Origin of the sequence: Paenibacillus sp. FSL M7-0134 (assembly GCF_038007865.1) — a bacterium.
Lineage (GTDB): Bacteria > Bacillota > Bacilli > Paenibacillales > Paenibacillaceae > Paenibacillus > Paenibacillus polymyxa_B.
Map to the genome: position 1 here is coordinate 2,464,717 of NZ_JBBOXV010000002.1, position 17,705 is coordinate 2,482,421.

Below are 17,705 nucleotides of genomic sequence, written 5' to 3' on the forward strand. Positions count from 1 at the left end.
TCGATCTTTATAATAACAAACATACAAAGTGAAACATTAGCTCAGGAGGTAAACAGGTGGAAATACTAAAAACTATTAATTTGTGTAAAACCTATGGAAGTGCAGAGGCAAAGGTTGAAGCTTTAAAAAATGTCAATTTCTCTGTTCAACATGGAGAATTTGTTGCCATCGTAGGAGCCAGTGGATCAGGAAAAAGTACCTTAATGCATCTTCTAGGTGGAGTGGACCGCCCGGCTAGTGGACAGGTCATCATCGATGGTACGGATCTTTACTCCAGAAGTGAAGAGGAGCTCGCTGTATTCCGAAGACGGAAAATTGGATTTATTTTTCAATCATACAATCTGATCCCGGTCCTATCTACAGAGGAAAATATCAAGTTACCGATGCTATTAGAGAACAAAAGGGTAGATGAAAATTATGTTCAGGAATTAATGGGTATATTAGGTCTGACCGAGCGGAGACATCATCTTCCATCCGAATTGTCAGGCGGACAACAGCAAAGAACGGCGATTGGCCGTGCGTTAATTAATAAACCGTCGATTATCTTGGCGGATGAACCTACCGGAAATCTGGATAGTAAAAACAGCAGGGATATTATGGACTTACTTATGTTTTCAGTTAAAAAATATAATCAGACGTTAATCATGATCACGCACGATTTGAATATTGCTAAAATCGCAGATCGAGTCGTAAGAATCGAAGACGGAGTCCTTCTACAGGCAAATGAGGTGAGTGAAAGTTGAAAAGCTACACAGATCTTACTGGAAAATATCTAAAGGGACAGAAAAAAAGATCGATGCTTACAATCTTAGGTATAATCTTGTCGGTTACACTGTTTACTTCCATTGGAACAATCGGGATGAGCTATTGGGATAAGTCAGTCAGACAAACCATGCAGGACTTCGGAGATTACCACGTCTCTTTCAATGGTATTTCAGGAGAAGCAATCCCGAAAGTCAAAAACAATGCAGCCGTAAAAAGTGCCGGCGTCATCAGTAGAGAAGGATATGCTGTCCTTAGGGAAACAAAAGAGAAGGAAAAGAAGGAAGATCCGTTTGCCGCACCCTACCGGTACTTGAATGTCAAGGGATATAATGCGAATGCAATGAACATGCTTCAGTCACAGCTAGACTCGGGCAGGTACCCGGAAAATTCGAATGAAATTATCCTTTCATCTTCGAGTCTGAGTTATTTTTTAAAAAAACCAAAGCTTGGCGAAACAATTACGCTAAACCTTGGAATCCGGAAGGTGGCGTCAACTGGTGAAGACAAAAAGATTAACGGACTTGGCGATTATGGTTGGGATCTTGACGAAGCCTTCCAAGCTCAATCCCAAAGAGAATATACTGTTGTAGGCTTTATGAAGCCGTCAAGCAAAGAGAATTGGTCTTCCGGATACATCTTTCCTGCAATTACTTTCAATGATAACAAGAGTATCGATAACTACAAAAATTACTTTATTTACGTCAAAATGAAATCTTTGAAGAACATCAAAGAAAAGACGGAAGCCTTGATGTCCTCTTTACAGCTGAGTAATGTCGAACAAGGTTCCGCTATGCAACTGGATAGGGATAACTTTATTGAAAATGTAAGAATTGAGTACAATAATGAACTGCTTAAATTGTATGGCAAAAGCATTTATGAAGGTGTGAATAACAGCTTAATCCTAACTTTCGCTGCTGTCATTGCGATTATAATGATTTGTACGATTGCAATGATTTATAATATTTTTCATATTTCTGTACTGGAGCGGATTTCACAATTCGGTATGTTAAGATGCATTGGAGCTACACCAGCCCAAATTCGCAAAATTGTGATGCAAGAAGCAACCCTGATAAGCTTGATCGGCATACCCATCGGGATTCTCACAGGAACCCTTTTTATGAAGGTATTGTTTTACAATATCAGCTTGTTAACGTTAGGTTTCTTAAATGATATGAGAATGGTCATTTCCCTACCGATTCTAATCTCTGCCGGTTTATTGGGCTTGCTGAGCGTATACCTTTCCGCTATTGGACCAGCAAAACAAGCAGCTCGCATATATCCTCTTGAAGCGCTGAAAAATGCGGGAAGCTCGAAGGTTGAAAATATCACAAAGGTCAAAAAGTCTCTGTTTGTTAAAAAGCTGTTTGGCGTCGTAGGGCAATTCGCAAGCAGAAACTTGCAACGGAACAAGAAACGTTTCCGGATTACAGCCTTTTCCATGATTATTAGTATTATTTTATTTATTGTCTTTAGTGGTTTGGTTGATTTCATGCAGCAAATAACACAGCTCTCGGGTGCGCAGTATTCTTATTCGCTTTCCTATGATGGTCCTTCAAGTCGAATAGACGATACTGTGTATCGGAATGTTTCTAAGCTTGATGCTGTTCAACAAGCCTACAAATTTTACAGGAATCAAGTAGATGCAATCATCCCTAAGGATAAGATCAATCCCAAATATTATGGATTTCATAAGGATCGATACATCGTTTCCGAAGGGGAAGGGTATCGAACAGATAATAATTTCCTTGTGTCCTACGGAGACAATGGCTTGGATGCTCTGCAATCCAAACTCACGGCCGGGAAGATTGACAAAGAGAAAATGAACCAAGAGAATGGCGTTATCGTCCTACAAAAAATAATGATGATGACAGAAGAAGGCAAACGACTAATTCTCGATCAAACCCAATTTAAGGTTGGAGATCACATCAAAATCCGAACAATTGACGGAAATCATAATGAATATCAAACCGTGACTGTGGTCGGAATTGTCGATCAAGATTTGTTATCGAAGAAATATAGTACAGGTCAAGATCTTTCATTTATTACGACGCCGAAAGTATACTCCAAGATTATGGGTAGCGACACTTATTCCAGAATATTTATCCTCGCTAATCCCGATATATCAAATCATCCTATAACGGACTATCTTAAATCATTAACTGATAAAAACGCTGGTTTTAACTACCATGATCGAGTGGCAGAGGTCGCTCAAGCTAAAAACGATGCAAAGACTTTTAGTATCTTGCTTTACGGTTTTATCGGTGTCATTGTTCTAATTGCTTTCTTGAACATTGTAAATACAGTAAGTACGAATCTAATTCTTCGTACGAAAGAATTTGCAACCCTCAAGGCCATCGGCATGACCCAGAAGGAAGTGAGAAAAATGATTATTTTAGAAGGCGTATTTTATGGACTATTTGCCGCCGTGATCGGAATTATCCTAGGGACGACGCTGAATTATGGAATACAAGTTCTCTTTGCGAGTGCTTTGGATGCAGATTGGGTGTTCCCGTGGTACAGTATCGGAATCGCTTTCGCAGGTTCGATGATTACGACGATCGTCGCAACGATTGGGCCGATGTACAGGTTGAATAAAGTTAGTATCGTAGATGCTCTCCGGAGTGAGAACTAGGATCGGTTGGTTAAAAAGTGTAACACAAAGCCAGCTAAAAATAATGAATTTAAAACAGGCACCCTTTAATCATATGGGGTGCCTGTTAAATCGTTCTTTAAATATTTCAGTAGTGATTCAGCGGGGGACGGTACGGCTATGAGCTGCTAACATCTGATATAACTAATGATATAAAATCCTTACTAGTAGATTGATCCAAAAATAATGTAACTATATTCTCATATGTAATTACGTAAAATAGTGTGCCCAAAGTGATGTAGACATTTGTCGCGGGACAAGAACATTTTGTCATTGCGGATTAGATAATTATCTAAGCAAAGTTTCTATCTTGTAGCTTATACTTTGGAAACACGGGTAAACGGAGAGGTGACAAAGAAAATCAATTGTAGGAACGTTTCCCCATTAATAACGTGTATTAGAATAAAATTATAGAAGGGGTACAGTTAAACAGATAAAGTGGAGCAACTTGCTCAAGCCAAGAACGACGCGACAACCGCCAGGATCTTTTTATATGGATTTATTGGTGTCATTGTCCTGATTGCATTCCTGAATATACTGAACACCGTCAGCACAATGTCATTCTGCGTACCAAAGAATTTGCAGTTCTTAAAGCCCTCGGCATGACACAACGTAATGTAAAGAAAATGATTCTGTTGGAAGGCGTATTTTACGGCCTATACGCTGCGGTATACGGTAGTATACTCGGAACAGTATTGAGCTATGGTATACATCGTCTCTTCAAAGGTGCTGTCGATGTAGGTTGGACGATTCTAGGGGCAGCATTGTTCTTGCTTGTGCAGGTGCCATAGCAACAACGCTCGTTGCTACAGTTTGGCCGATGTATCGATTAAATCAAACGAGTATCGTTGAGGCTTTGAGAAAGGAAACGTAGATAACTATAAAATAGATTATCACTTAGAAAGTCGCATAGATCGCGGCTTTTTTTGTTTTAGAGATTCAAAAAAAAGGGGGTTGACTTTTCCTTTGGTTTAGGGGGGACTTGACATGCGTGTGTTATTATCAAAAAGTTGAAAGTTCTCCTCTACAGATTTGGAGAGAGAATGAGATAAGTATGCAAGAGGAGGTTTACATATACACATAACACAATGCGCTACCTGTCATCGCGGTTCTGGTAAACATTATTTCTAAGTAAAGGTATTCTGTAATGCTTTGTTTATGCTATGCAGTGAAAATTAGAAAGACACAGAGGAGTGAAGGTTTTGCAATCAGGAACTATTTCAGAAGAGCAAAAGGTCCCAAATGTTAAAGTTTTACCCATAATGTTCGCATTAATGCTTGCAGGTATCATAGGTACGTTTAATGAAACAGCAATTAATATCGCTATCAGCGATTTAATTAATCAGTTTGCAATTACGGAGTCCACGGTCCAGTGGTTATCAAGTGGTTATTTACTCACACTGGGAATTTTAGTTCCCCTTTCAGGATTATTGATACAGTGGTTTACAACGAGGCAACTTTTCCTGACATCAGTCATTATTTCAATCGTAGGGTCAGCAATAGGTGCTATGGCGGGAAGTTTCGATATATTGCTATTAGGAAGGATACTTCAAGCTGCTGGAGCAGCCCTGCTCTTTCCTTTGATGTTTAATACTGCTCTCATTATATTCCCAGCCGAGAAACGCGGAAAAGCGATGGGGCTGGTCACTCTTGTGTTCACAGCGGGACCTGCTTTAGGTCCAACCACCTCAGGTCTATTGATTGATAATCTGAGCTGGCACTGGATATTCTGGGTATCGTTAATGACTCTGGTGGTTGCTTTGGTGATAGGCGTTACATTTATAAAAAATGTAGCACCAATAACTAAACCACGTATTGATATTTACTCTCTGGTTTTGTCGACAATTGGTTTTGGAGGATTGGTTTACGGTATTAGTACTGCTGGAGAAGGAGATCATGGCTGGGGTAACCCTGTAGTCATTGTATCTCTGATCGCCGGTGTTGTTGCATTGATACTATTTGTCATTCGACAACTGAACATGAAAGAACCTCTTATGAACGTAAGAACACTTAAAAACCCGATGTTTGCCATCGGTACGGCGCTAGTATTCATTTGTATGAGTGTTGATCTTGCAGCGATGTTTGTTCTTCCTATGTTTTTGATTCGTGTTCTTGAATTAAGTGCTTTGACAGCTGGATTGACTCTTCTTCCAGGCAGCATCATTTCAGCTGTGCTTTCTCCTGTTGTTGGGTCGCTCTTTGACAAATTCGGACCTAAGTTTTTGGTAGTTCCTGGTCTAATTCTAACTGCGGCCACCCTATGGTTCTATTCTGATATTACGGTTGCATCGTCAATCGCTTTGATTGTCGTCTTGCATACCTGTCTGATGGTTGGAATTATTATGGTGTGGATGCCTGCTCAGACGAATGGTCTGAATCAGCTACCTGCTGAGATGTACCCGGATGGTACGGCTATTATGAACACGCTGCAGCAAATTGCAGGAGCGATCGGGATTGCTATGGCGGTTAGTGTCATGACAAGCGGAGTAGGAGACTTTATGAACAATGTTGCTGATCCTTCAAACCCGGCTAATGCAACATTGGCTTTGACGGCTGGTATGCAGAACGCATTATTCTTCGTGATGTTTGTTGCCCTTGCCGGCCTTGTTCTTGGCGTATTTGTTAGACGAGTGAAAGTCCAAAAGTGGTCAGGAGACTCCGATTGGTCATAATGCTTCTCAAGAAGCATTGTTGATTCAACCACAGATTTATTAAAAGGTGTAAGAGCGAATAGATTATTTACGATTATCTATTCGCTCTTCTATTTCATTTGTTGGAGGGTGAACATCGCAAATGAAGAAGAGGTGAGTCTATGCATATGTCTGAAGCCGATCTCATAGAATTCCTTACATCGAACCCTCATGTGAAAATTCGAGAACCGCCTCGGGAGCCTTTACCTACTCAACGTCTTACATTTGATAGCCAAGCGGAGGAGCGCTTCTATAATAAGCGGGTTGTTCCTTTAATTATTGCAGGTTACCTTCATAAGCTAGAGCTTCATAAAACCTTTGAGATCATGCAGGCTGTGGAACACTGTGGCAAGAAGTATAAAAAAACGTGTGTATACACCTGATTTCTACATGGAACACAAAGATGGTTCTGTTGAAATCGTTGAGGTTAAAGGACGGATGATCAAAATAATGCAACGAGATTATCCTCTTCGTCGTCATATTTTTTATTTTAAAGTACTGTCTTCCAAATAACTAGAAGTTTATTGAGGTACATGATGATGAGATATAGCGCGAGGATGAATAACCCGAAATTGAATTGTATCGATATAAGAATAGTTTAAGAGTCTTTTATATCATGATCCATATTAAAATCTAATACGTGTAAAGAGGAGAGTGTTTGGAATGTCAAACCTAAGTAAAGTAATTTCACTTACCAATGAAGAGCAAAAACTTCTTCAGAATGCTACGGAATTAGTTCCATTCTTAAAGGAATATGGTACGGAAATTGATAAAAACATGCACATACCGGAAGAAGTTATCGAAAAGCTTTCAAGTGCAGGACTTTTTAAGCTCAGAACACCGAAGAAATATGGTGGATTTGAAGTTAGCATAAGGGCAATGATTGAAATTGTCTCTGAAGTTGCGAAAGGCAATGGTTCTGTTGGATGGGTGATTCAAAATTTAAATGGAAATAACTATAGTGCATCCCAGCTACTACCCTCAAATGTGGTGAGTAAAATCTTCAATCAAGTCAACGAAGTGAGATTCTGCTCGGTACTTCAAGCCATCAAAACAGTGGTGAGGAAAGTTGAGGGAGGTTATCTGGTTGAGTATGGTCGTTGGGCCTTTGGTTCCGGGTCTAAGCATGCAACACATGCATTGTTAAATTTAAAGGATGCGAGTGGAATGCAGCAAGATCCCAAAATGCAGCTTGCTGTTGTTCCCATGGATGAAATTAAAATTATTGATGATTGGCACACGATGAGCCTAAAAGGATCGGCAAGTAACAGTTTGGAAATGAATGATGTTTTTATTTCCGATGAGTTTGTCGCTTATGAGGATGCAGAGCAAGTTGATGAAAGCATGCTGCAGCATCTAAAAGGCGAAGACAGATTCAAACCTTATTTATTTTTGATAACCAGTCTCACAACAGGAATTAGCACAATTCTGGGACTTGCAAGAGGAGCGTTGGAACACTTTGTTGAAAAGGCACCCCATAAGGGAATAGCCATGACAATCCACAAATCCCAGGCAGAAATTGGACATATCCAGTACAAGGTAGGACTGGCAGCCATGAAGATCGAATCTGCTCATCTTCATATCCATCGATCCGTTGAAATTCTAGAGACTTATGAAAAGAACTGTGAGCTCCTAGATCAACAAAACTTCGCGCGGGTTCAAACGGATATTGGATATGCGGCAATGTTATGTTGGGAAGCCGTTGAAATGTTAGTGGTCGAAAGCGGCGGAAGTGTAATACTGGATTCGAACCGACTATCCCAAATATTCCGCGATATTCGTGGTGGGGCTAATCATGCGTTTACCACAGCTTCTACTTGCATGGAACTGTACGGAAGAGTGCTTCTAGGGCTGGAACCACAGCATATTGTAACGCTAAGCAGTACACATGTAATAAGAGATACTCATAAAAAGGAGCTAGTATAAGGAACTAACGACAAGCTAAGTCAGAATAAGTCTATTACATGAATAAGAAGCCACTGATTTCCCAGATCAGTAGCTTCTTATTTGTATATTGTCTGGTAAAATATTGTCACATTGTTCCTAGAATAAAGGTAAAGTTAAATCCATTATTCTTTACTTCACAACACGGTAAAGAAAATGAAAGACGTTACTGTTCCTAAAACATATACCACAAAAATAATAAATGAATTTCGAGATTAATTCTGAAGCGCTTAAAAAATACTAAGTTAAACTCAAAATTGTGAAATTGGTTATGATACTAAGTTATGTGATTATTACTATTCAAGAGAAACTGGGGTGCAGTTTCTCTTGAATAGTAATTGTACTTTGCTTCCTAAAACGTATGATGAAGAGTTCTACTATAATGGATATTACTGAAAGTATGAGTCCCAGTGCATAGACTCCTTACAAGCATGCAACCGAAAAAGCAACTATCTCTGCAGAATCGGCCAAACACTTGCTTTGAGCCGAAAACATTTTGCTGATAAGCAAAGCGGTACCTAAGGCCCCTGCCATTTGCAGCAAATGGCGTACAGTGAGGATATAATTCTTTGGGTAACTGTTCAGTCCAGGGGTTTACACTGGCATCAACACAAGGGATACTCCCACTAAGAATATAGAATGCATTAGGATAATATACGTTGTGGTAGTCGAAGCATCAATTCCTGTAAACATCCACATTGCAAATGCAACGATGACCACTCATGGAACAATGACGACCCGCGGCCCGAAAATATCAAACAGTTTTCCGGAAATAGGTCCCATCAAACTGTTTATAATACTACCAGGAAGCATAATAATACCTGATTTAAAGGCTGTAAGTAGTAATACTCCCTGCAAATACATAGGCAGTAGTGCCATCGTGGAGAACATACTCATCATCATGGTGATCATCAGCACAACCATCAAGGCAAATATAGGGTACTTAAAGGTGCGCAAATTAAGAATCGGATTTTTGATCCTTAGTTGTCTGAAGATAAACCACGCTAATGACAAACAAGCAACACTTAGCGTCCAGTAAACTTCCGGATTTGACCATCCAAGATCACCGGATTTACTGAAACTATAAACAATGCCACCAAAGCCGAGTGTAGATAAAATGATGGATAGAATATCAATCTTGGGCTTGGTGATTTCCATAACATTGGTCAGGTATTTCACTCCTACAAAAATAGAAATCATAGCCAAGGGAATGAGGATGTAGAATAACCAGCGCCAGTTTAATGAATCGATAATAACACCTGAAAGCGTAGGTCCAAGTGCTGGGGCAGACATGATCACTAGACCCATCAGGCCCATTGCAGCACCGCGTTTTTCCGGCGGGAAGATAATCAATATCGTATTCATCATCAGAGGCATCATAAGCCCCGTACCAAATGCCTGTACAATCCTACCTGTGAGTAGAAAACTGAATGTTGGAGCAAATGCCGCAATCAAGGTTCCAGCAAGAAACGTAACCATTGCTGCTGTAAATAACTGCTTGGTTGATATCCATTGCTGCATCACCGCTGTACTGGAACTAGTACGCCGACGACAAGCATATAAGCGGTAGTAAGCCATTGAATGGTTGAAGCTGTCACTCCAAATTCCTGCATCAGTTCAGGCAATGCATTGCTTAACAAAGTTTCACTAAGAATTGCTATAAAAGCACCTATAACTAATGCTACCAATATCGGAGTTCTTTTGATTTTGTATAAATCGATCTTGCTGCTTGAAATAACGACACCGGCGGTACTCATTAAGTATTCTCCCTTTTCACATCGTCTACAAATGTAGACTAGATATACATTTGAGGATAATCATGCAAGTTTTCGAAAAAAATAATCATTATACTGAAATTCTTAAAAGATGAAATGTTGATCTCACAATACAAAATGAACAGCAGGGTTCCGATGAAATTAATAGCTTTTTAATACATACCAAGGAGGATTATGATATGACATCCGAGAAGAACAGAACTTGATTTGAATGCATTTATAGCTCAGCTAACATATTTAGAGAGTTAGGATTACGACATGAGGTATTGCGCTCTTATTAAATTTTGAGCTAAATGAACAAATGATCTGAGCCTAGGAGTAAAGTATCTATTACTGTTTCCTGTTATCTTATAGGTAAAGTTAGAACGCAAGACCTTACGGATGGAAATCCAACTAAATCTCAGGGAAGTCAATTCCAGTTCTATTAACTAATTACGAAATTATCCTTAAGGTGATGTAGGAGAAAAAGGGGGCTTCCTAATGTCCATGAGAACTAGCAAGTTGATCAAAGCTCCGCAAGAGCTGGAAAGTGCACCAGATAAAAAAGGAAGTCTAAAGCAGAACGGGTTATCCGTCATTAAATTTTATTTGCATACACAAGGTGATATAGGAACATGCTTCCTGAAGGAACATCTTTTGTTGTTTGTTAAATCGGGCATTTACACGGTACGTTTTAGAGATCAAGAGTATATCGTCCGGAGCAATGAAATGGTGTTTATTAACAAGTCTATGCTGGTTGAATACGAGAAATCAGGGGAACCCGGTTCTGAATACATGCTTGATTATATGATGTTTTTCCTGAATGAGAAATTGGTTGAGGAATTTGTCCAATTCGCTGGTTTAAAACCGATTTATCCAGTGAACGGTGAAGTTCCTGTATCCATTATTAAGGTTAATGACCTCACTCTATCTTACATTGAGTCTTTAAAACCCTATTTCGACAACCCAGACGATGTTAGAGATGCACTCGTTCGGATCAAGTTAATGGAACTTCTATTTCACCTGGTAGACTCAAATGATCATTTTCAATATCAACTGTTGCAACTATCTAACCATGATAGGAACAGTAGTATCGATAAGATTATGGAAGAAAATTTCACAAATCCCGTATCCCTCAATGATCTGGCTTATTTGTCTGGTAGAAGCCTGTCAACGTTCAAACGGGAGTTTCAGGCAATATATCATACCTCACCGTTGAAATGGATTCGCAATAGGAGGTTGGATAAAGCTAAGAAGTTACTGTTAGAGACGTCACTGTCTGCTACCGATGTCTGTTTCACTACTGGGTTCGAAAGCGTTGCTCACTTTTCCAAAGTGTTCAAACTTCGGTTTGGACTCCCACCGTCGGAGTTTAGACAACAGTTTAAGCGAAGAGAGGAGGGGTTGAAGGAATAGCATGTAATTTTCTGCTAAAAATATGTGATTAGCCTGTTTTCTTGGCAACTCATTCTTTTTCGATTTAAGTGTAGCGATAATATAAAATAAGAAGTTTAAAAAGGAGAAGATCGTATCTTGAATCGTTGGTTTAGGGATTTACTAATTATCAGACTTTTGAAATTAATTGAGTATGAAGAGGAAGAAATGTTCAAACAAATATATTGTAGTTTTCTTGAAAGAATAAAATAGAGGCTTAACAGAGGAATACGAACTGGTCCGGACATATTGTTCCGGCAAGACACAGAAAACGCACAATTAAAGATTCCACACAAATTAAGGAGAGAACGAAGATGGTTACGGTACTACTTATAGTTATTTACCTCGTATTTATAGGTCTCGGACTGCCAGATGCCTTACTTGGCAGTGCATGGTCCATTATGAAATTTGATATCGGCGCCGCAACAGAAATGGCAGGTTATATATCGTTAACGGTCTCGTTTTGTACTGTTGTATCCAGTTTATTTGCAAGTAGATTATTGCATAGATTTGGTACAGGAAAGGTAACTTTATTCAGTATTCTATCTACAACGATTGCCTTGCTTTGGTGTCAAAAACGAGGGGAGATTTGTGTCAATCAACAAGAACGGCAAAAACCTTAAAAACAAGGGGTAAAACCGATTTATATACATATGTACAAAATACGAGTTTTGTGAATATGTATATAGAGAAACGCATAACAGCACGATTTTCCTCTCGTGTCCAGTGATGTACATTGACACAAAATCCCCTACTAAAATGACACAAAGTTCCCTACTTTAGTAGTTAAATCATACTTTTGAGTGACTTAGTTCTTTTTCTTCAAGCGAATGAGGTAATTTTTTTTATTTATCAAGCTAAGTAGGTAACTTTGTGTCACTCACCCAGTCAAGTAGGTAACTTTGTGTCATTCTCCCAGTCAGGTAGGCAATTTAGTGTCACTTACTTGACGCGCTCTACATTACTTATCCATATTATTGACTGCCTTCCTCATTTCCTCATCTGTTAAATGTGTATAGATCATGGTTGTTTGTATTGAGGAATGTCCTAATTGGTTTTTCAATCTAGGCACATCATTGTTCTCTAAATGATAGCGCGTTGCAAATGAATGTCTTAGAGAATGCACGGTTAATGCTGGTTTTCCAAAAGCTGAAGCATACTTTTCGATTAGTTTTTCAATAGATCGCTGCGTTAAACGTCGGCTTTTTCCTTTACGACCTATGGAAGCTGCAATAAACAAAAAGCTTTCGTTTTTTTCTGGGATATATCTGGATTCTCTAATCTGCAGATAATTTTCTAAATCTAGTAACGCTTGCTTGCTGAAATACACGTATTGTTCTTTATTGCCTTTTCGTATAACACGCACCAAAGCTTTGTTCATATCTAAATCTTCAATGTTAATACCTGCTACCTCAGAGAGCCTAAGACCAGAACCTAAAATGAGGGAAACAATAGCTGTATCTCGTTCACGGTTAAATTGATGGAAATTGAAAATACGTTTATTCTCTTTATTGATTTCTCCGAAATCATGAGCTATAAACTGCCTAAATGACTCAAAATCGTCTTCTCTAAGAATTTTCCCATCAATACGATTGGCAATGGTTTCTTGGCTTTCTTTAATCACGTTTAAATCCATTTTGGCCATAACATTGCGCTGGATATATGGTTTTAAGTCATTTGTTTCAGCTTTGTTCTGTAAGTAATCAAATAAGGATTTTAGTGAGGACAATTTACGGTTGATGGTTAGCTTGGCATTGCCTAGTTGATACTCCAAAAAAGATAGGAAATTTTCCACTTCACGAATCGTTAGTTTCTCCAAAGTAGCTAATTTAATGTTTTTACGGCTATCTTCAGTAAAATTTTCTGCAACTAACCAATCAAAAAAAATAATATAGTCATGGCAATAGTTCAGAAGCGTTGTGGGAGAAAGTTTTCGTTTTCTACTATCAATAAATTCCGTAATAAACCACGGAAGATCAGACAATTTTTCATCGATTCGATTCATGTAATGCATTTTCATTTGTTTATCCATATATGTATAACCTCCGTAAATTATTATACTTCAGTTATAAATATTCGTCAAAATTATATTTTACGTAATTATCAAATGAGGTCACAGTAGGTCGAAATACTTCCAAGTAATTAAACTGGTCTCTTCCTTGGTTTAGGTACATTATTATTTTCCTTATGATGTCGCGTTGCAAACGAATACCTAAGAGAATGTACTGTTAGAGACCACCCAGCACCTTAAGTCCACAAACATCTTTGCTTATGGCTATTAACAAATTAATCCCTGACTCGAAAAAATGTTTTTTTGAATATTGTCGCGCCCACATATTCCAGTTCTTAGCATGTAAGCCTAGCCACCATAAATGACGGGCAAAAATTAAGAAACGTATTAGGCCTTCCTCCTCCTGGTTTAAAAAGCGTATAGAGGAGTACCCTGAAATAAGCTCTTTCCAAATTTCAGGGGTCCCCCCTCTCCCAAAAGTGCCCCAGATTGCAGTCGCTAGATCATATATTCTCCACTGCCAACCAACATCTTCAAAATCGATTATCACAGTTTGTCCAAGAGTTGTTTGTATTGCATTTAAGTGGTGTGCATCCCCATGTGAGCATCCAAATAAAGATTCATCGTTATACTTTTCTAATATTACAGCTATTGTGCTTGTTAGTCGTTCAGTCAATAAGAGACTTTCACAATCATTGTAAGAATTTCTTATTGCGTCCAATGAGTTATATAGTAACTCATTAATTGTAATATCTCGGAGCCAACTCGGCTTCTTCATCTTATCCCAAATATTGTGTATATGACCAATTGAAGTGCCTAGTGAGAAGGAATTGGATTTATTAATTTGTAGTGCATGACCTTCAACAAACTCATAAGCCCTTGCCATAAATGCCACTTCATTAATTTGTATTATATTATTCTCTTCTTTGAGGGGACGTGGTACGGGAGCTCCTTCGCGAAATAGTGTTTGTATAGCAAGATATTCACGTTGTAATCTATCCAAAGAGTTGATAGGAAGAATCTTCAAAAGAAAATCTTCACGCGCTGTGATGGCTTTATATACATAACTTCTATTTAATGATAGTGGGAGTAATTCTTGAATTTTCATGTGTGGAAATATAGAATCAAGGTGAAATAACAATGTTTGAGTATTTGAATGATACTTCAATCCATTAACAACTCCATTCTATGACGTTCACAAATCCAAGGAAGTGTTGATACTCGTTGTAGCTGATTTGTACTTTCATGTAGCTTCGGTCCATTTCTCTTTAACTCTAATAAATCTAAATCGTAATTATCTGTTACAAAAGTTGAATTCTCAAAACCATCTTTAATGTTACCCAAAGAAAACTCTCTCAGCCCCACTAGTCCATAGCAAGGATAAATATAACCATCACCATCAATATATAATCTTAAATGATTTGCACACTGGTTAATTGGATTTTCTGGAATTGTGTTCCAAAAATTGCTTGTTTCACTTTTAATCGGATATATCGTAATGTCCATTGAATTAACAGATTCATAACTGAGAAACCCGTATTCCCGTAAAGTTGAAATCGAACCAATAATTCCGATTGGTCGGCGTAAATTTATTAATAATCTCATAAAGTCTTTAATTGATGTTAACTTTGCTAATACAAAGAGATTGTCTGTAGTTACTCCAACTGATGAGAGCAGCGAATCATCGCAAAGTGATTTTAGGTGAGTGTAGTTATGAAATAGCTCGACTATATCTAAGGTTATTGAAAATGCGAAACCATTATTAATACGACCCAACTGCGGTCCGCTTAAGCGAATTCCCTCTTTGCAGAAGCGCAAGTTGTCGCGGGTTCGATAGATCTGGTCGGCCAGCACCGCTTTGGGATAATAACCAAATCTGGCGCGGTAACGCTCTACGGCGTCCTGCAATGTCTGCCCTTCGTTGTAGCTATCCCACGACAGATGCTCGCGGAAAGCGTAGCCGTTCACCACGCTAATCGCCAGCTTCTCTCCGAACTCGACGTTTGCCCTGGCTTTGCCGCGCACGATCGGTCTGACATGTGGCTGTGCGATACTGACAATCCGATCCGATATGCTGTGTGTCCGCTTGTCATACATCGTTTGCTGCTGACGATAAAGCTCTTGAATGACCAGCAGTTCCTTGTACAAACGCCGCGGCAGGCCGCTCGTCATATCGGCGAGTTCGGCGATCATGCGCAGATCACGGGAAACGAACCTGAGCTGCTTGCCGATCGCTTTTCGTATCGCGCGCGGCTTCACGCGCCGCTGCTTGGCAACCGCCAGATAGGCTTTGCGGGCACGCTCTCGGTATGTTCTGGGCTTGCGGGTCTTTCCACGTTCCGGTTCGTGCAGGATGTCGATGATCTTCTCCAGCTTTTCTCTGGCCTGATTCAGTAACGACAAATCCGTCGGGTAGGCGATATCCGCCGGCGCGCAGGTAGCGTCCAGCAGCAGTTCGCCCTCGTTCGTCAGTTCCATCTGCTGTGGCTGCGTTTCTGAAGGCTTACCGGACGCTGCGTCAGTTCCGCTGCCAGGTTCATCGTCGTCCGATGAATCATCCGACACTTGCGCGCTTCTTCCAGAGCGATCCATTCATTCACTTCATCCAGAATTTCGCCACCCAATCGCTTGCGGAAATGCGTCATGAGAGAATGATGAAACGGACGGCGGTACCGATATTCCGGCAGACCGAGGAAGTACTGCAGATACGGGTTCTCCAGAATCTGACGAAGTGTCTCCCGATCATCGGTGCCAACCGCTCCTGGATGATGAGTGCGCCGAGCGCGATACGGATCGAAACGGCTTTTTGGCCCTTGAGGCTTTTCTTGAAGTTTTTCGCATATTTCTCTTCGAGCATCCACCACGGAATCATCTGGGCCAGCAGCACCCAGCGGTTATCTTCTGCGAGCTTTCCGCCGAACGGCAGAAAAAAGTCGACGGGCAGGTTCATCTGGTTCTCGGTTCGCTGATACAATCCTGACGCCTCCAAGTGCACGGTTTTTCACGGGGCTGCCCCGTTTTCCTTCGACATAAGAGGCCCTAAACCCTTGTGCCTGTTGGAGTTTTGATTCGTTCAGCAAGCCCTAGGTAAACCGTGTCCTATGGGCATCGGCGCACGTGTTTAGACTCCGATGCCGCGAGGCTCATTGTCAAGGCGAATACGTTGTTTACATGTCTTCGATGTACACGCCCTTGATAATCAAGGATTTTCTAAAAGCGAGTTGAGATAATTAACGAAAATATACGCTAAGTATTAAACGGATTAATGACCCTTTGGCGGCTCAAACATCATATTGTTTAACTGGTTCACAAAAATACCTTCGTTCGGGCCCGGGTTGTTTCGAAATACTTTCGCTTCTTCCACTAGAACCTCGTCCGCATCCGTACCAAGTACCTTCATCGTTTCATCAATGAATGATGCTAGTAGCATAGAGCTCGGATCGTTATTGAAATACGTTTGAACCCCTGGCGGCGCAATTTCCAGGATTTTCACCGATGTGTCTTTAAGCATGTACCGTTGGGATAGCGTATAGGAATGGAGCGCTGCTTTCGTCGTAATACAGAAACATGAAAATAATTCCAATAGGACGTAGGTTCTACTTTCTTGAAATTTTTGATTAGACTGGAAAGAGGCTAAGTCTACAGGTCATTAAAGTCAACCTAAAAACTTAGCCTCTTGATTTCATATTAAATTTTAAATAAACTTCAGTCTTCACATACCATTGTCTGCAAAGTCGATGAGACTACTATTTATTATTGCTGCTACATCCTTTTTGTAATCGTGTATAAAAAAATGATCCCCGTCAAACATATGAATTTTACAACTTTTGGACGTATAATCATGCCATTTTGCAACGTCAAAAATAGTGGCTCCCTTTTCTCTTTTTCCCCACAATACACTTATATCGCAGTCAAGCTTAGCGTTTTTTTCAATGTGCCTGTATGTGTCAGTAATTCTAAAATCCTCTCTGAGTATCGGTAAAAACAACTCCATTAATTCATTGCTTTTCAGAACCTCTTTGGGCGTGCCTCCCAGCTTAAATACCTCATCCACAAACTCCTTATCCGGCAAATCATAGAGTACCTTCTTCTTACTTACAAAACCCGGAGGATATCTGCCGGAAATAAACATATGGACAGGATATGGATGTCCGAGCTCCTTTATTCTATAGGCAAGTTCATATACAAGTACACTGCCCATACTGTGGCCAAACAACGCATAAGGTTGTTCTTCAAGGTTGCTTATGATAATACGGTGTATATCTTCAAGCGCTTCCTCAACACTTCCGTAAAACGGTTCACCAATCCTGCTGCCTCTTCCCGCAAGCTCAATCGGGAAAAGCTCAATCCTATCATGCAAGTATTGTTCCCAATATTTATATACTGCTGCAGAACCTCCTGCATACGGCAGACAAAACAATTTAATCTTATCCATTATATCTACCCCTTATATCTGA

12 protein-coding genes and 2 pseudogenes are annotated in these 17,705 nt (G+C 39.9%); 8 read left to right on the forward strand and 6 right to left on the reverse strand.

The features are described from left to right. Window positions 1-56: 56 nt before the first annotated feature. From NSQ58_RS26485 to NSQ58_RS26510, 6 genes are all read left to right on the forward strand, one after another. Window positions 57-743 (forward strand): ABC transporter ATP-binding protein, encoded by a 687-nt coding sequence (locus NSQ58_RS26485; protein WP_028541247.1) that lies wholly within the window; start codon window positions 57-59, stop codon window positions 741-743. Then, window positions 740-3,397 carry an FtsX-like permease family protein gene (locus NSQ58_RS26490; RefSeq protein WP_341058519.1) on the forward strand — a complete coding sequence of 886 codons (2,658 nt, stop codon included), beginning with the start codon at window positions 740-742 and terminating at the stop codon, window positions 3,395-3,397. The genes NSQ58_RS26485 and NSQ58_RS26490 overlap by 4 nt, the downstream gene beginning before the upstream one ends. 581 nt (window positions 3,398-3,978) lie before the next feature. Then, a complete protein-coding gene (locus NSQ58_RS26495) occupies window positions 3,979-4,206 on the forward strand; it encodes an FtsX-like permease family protein (protein ID WP_226887817.1) in 228 nt (75 codons plus the stop codon). Between the two features lie 471 nt (window positions 4,207-4,677). Then, complete coding sequence (locus NSQ58_RS26500; protein WP_081326325.1) at window positions 4,678-6,087, forward strand: DHA2 family efflux MFS transporter permease subunit; 1,410 nt, start codon at window positions 4,678-4,680, stop codon at window positions 6,085-6,087. Window positions 6,088-6,227: 140 nt separating this feature from the next. Next, the gene (locus tag NSQ58_RS26505; RefSeq protein WP_023988693.1) at window positions 6,228-6,488 is read left to right on the forward strand and encodes a hypothetical protein; all 261 of its coding nucleotides are present in this window, start codon (window positions 6,228-6,230) and stop codon (window positions 6,486-6,488) included. A 280-nt stretch (window positions 6,489-6,768) separates the two neighbouring features. Next, window positions 6,769-8,031, forward strand: a complete 1,263-nt coding sequence (locus tag NSQ58_RS26510; protein ID WP_023988695.1) for an acyl-CoA dehydrogenase family protein — start codon at window positions 6,769-6,771, stop codon at window positions 8,029-8,031. Between the two features lie 318 nt (window positions 8,032-8,349). Here NSQ58_RS26510 and NSQ58_RS26515 read toward each other — a convergent pair. After that, window positions 8,350-9,806: pseudogene (locus tag NSQ58_RS26515) on the reverse strand (DHA2 family efflux MFS transporter permease subunit). Window positions 9,807-10,304: 498 nt separating this feature from the next. Here NSQ58_RS26515 and NSQ58_RS26520 point away from each other — a divergent pair. Together NSQ58_RS26520 and NSQ58_RS26525 are read left to right on the forward strand one after the other, a co-directional pair. Then, window positions 10,305-11,219 carry a helix-turn-helix domain-containing protein gene (locus tag NSQ58_RS26520; RefSeq protein WP_053325483.1) on the forward strand — a complete coding sequence of 305 codons (915 nt, stop codon included), beginning with the start codon at window positions 10,305-10,307 and terminating at the stop codon, window positions 11,217-11,219. Window positions 11,220-11,551: 332 nt separating this feature from the next. Next, window positions 11,552-11,860, forward strand: coding sequence for a hypothetical protein (locus NSQ58_RS26525; RefSeq protein WP_068938394.1), 309 nt, complete (start codon window positions 11,552-11,554; stop codon window positions 11,858-11,860). Between the two features lie 338 nt (window positions 11,861-12,198). Here NSQ58_RS26525 and xerS read toward each other — a convergent pair whose 3' ends face one another. The 5 genes and pseudogenes from xerS to NSQ58_RS26550 form a co-directional block, all read right to left on the reverse strand. Continuing rightward, window positions 12,199-13,269 (reverse strand): tyrosine recombinase XerS, encoded by a 1,071-nt coding sequence (gene xerS, locus NSQ58_RS26530; RefSeq protein ID WP_023988768.1) that lies wholly within the window; start codon window positions 13,267-13,269, stop codon window positions 12,199-12,201. Window positions 13,270-13,465: 196 nt separating this feature from the next. After that, entirely contained in the window at window positions 13,466-14,416 is a 951-nt protein-coding gene (locus tag NSQ58_RS26535) for a phosphotransferase enzyme family protein (RefSeq protein WP_341058520.1), read from the reverse strand. A 599-nt stretch (window positions 14,417-15,015) separates the two neighbouring features. After that, window positions 15,016-16,222, reverse strand: a pseudogene (locus NSQ58_RS26540) (IS5 family transposase); the annotation flags it as partial. Window positions 16,223-16,510: 288 nt separating this feature from the next. Next, the gene (locus NSQ58_RS26545) at window positions 16,511-16,741 is read right to left on the reverse strand and encodes a hypothetical protein (RefSeq protein WP_029515035.1); all 231 of its coding nucleotides are present in this window, start codon (window positions 16,739-16,741) and stop codon (window positions 16,511-16,513) included. Window positions 16,742-16,960: 219 nt separating this feature from the next. Continuing rightward, complete coding sequence (locus tag NSQ58_RS26550) at window positions 16,961-17,683, reverse strand: thioesterase II family protein (RefSeq protein WP_023988771.1); 723 nt, start codon at window positions 17,681-17,683, stop codon at window positions 16,961-16,963. Window positions 17,684-17,705 lie beyond the last annotated feature (22 nt).

Coding starts and splice junctions, on each gene's coding strand:
- NSQ58_RS26500 (WP_081326325.1), top strand. CDS start 4,678: ATGTTCGCATTAATGCTTGCAGGTATCATAGGTACGTTTAATGAAACA.
- NSQ58_RS26505 (WP_023988693.1), top strand. CDS start 6,228: ATGCATATGTCTGAAGCCGATCTCATAGAATTCCTTACATCGAACCCT.
- NSQ58_RS26510 (WP_023988695.1), top strand. CDS start 6,769: ATGTCAAACCTAAGTAAAGTAATTTCACTTACCAATGAAGAGCAAAAA.
- NSQ58_RS26520 (WP_053325483.1), top strand. CDS start 10,305: ATGTCCATGAGAACTAGCAAGTTGATCAAAGCTCCGCAAGAGCTGGAA.
- NSQ58_RS26525 (WP_068938394.1), top strand. CDS start 11,552: ATGGTTACGGTACTACTTATAGTTATTTACCTCGTATTTATAGGTCTC.
- xerS (WP_023988768.1), bottom strand. CDS start 13,269: ATGGATAAACAAATGAAAATGCATTACATGAATCGAATCGATGAAAAA.
- NSQ58_RS26550 (WP_023988771.1), bottom strand. CDS start 17,683: ATGGATAAGATTAAATTGTTTTGTCTGCCGTATGCAGGAGGTTCTGCA.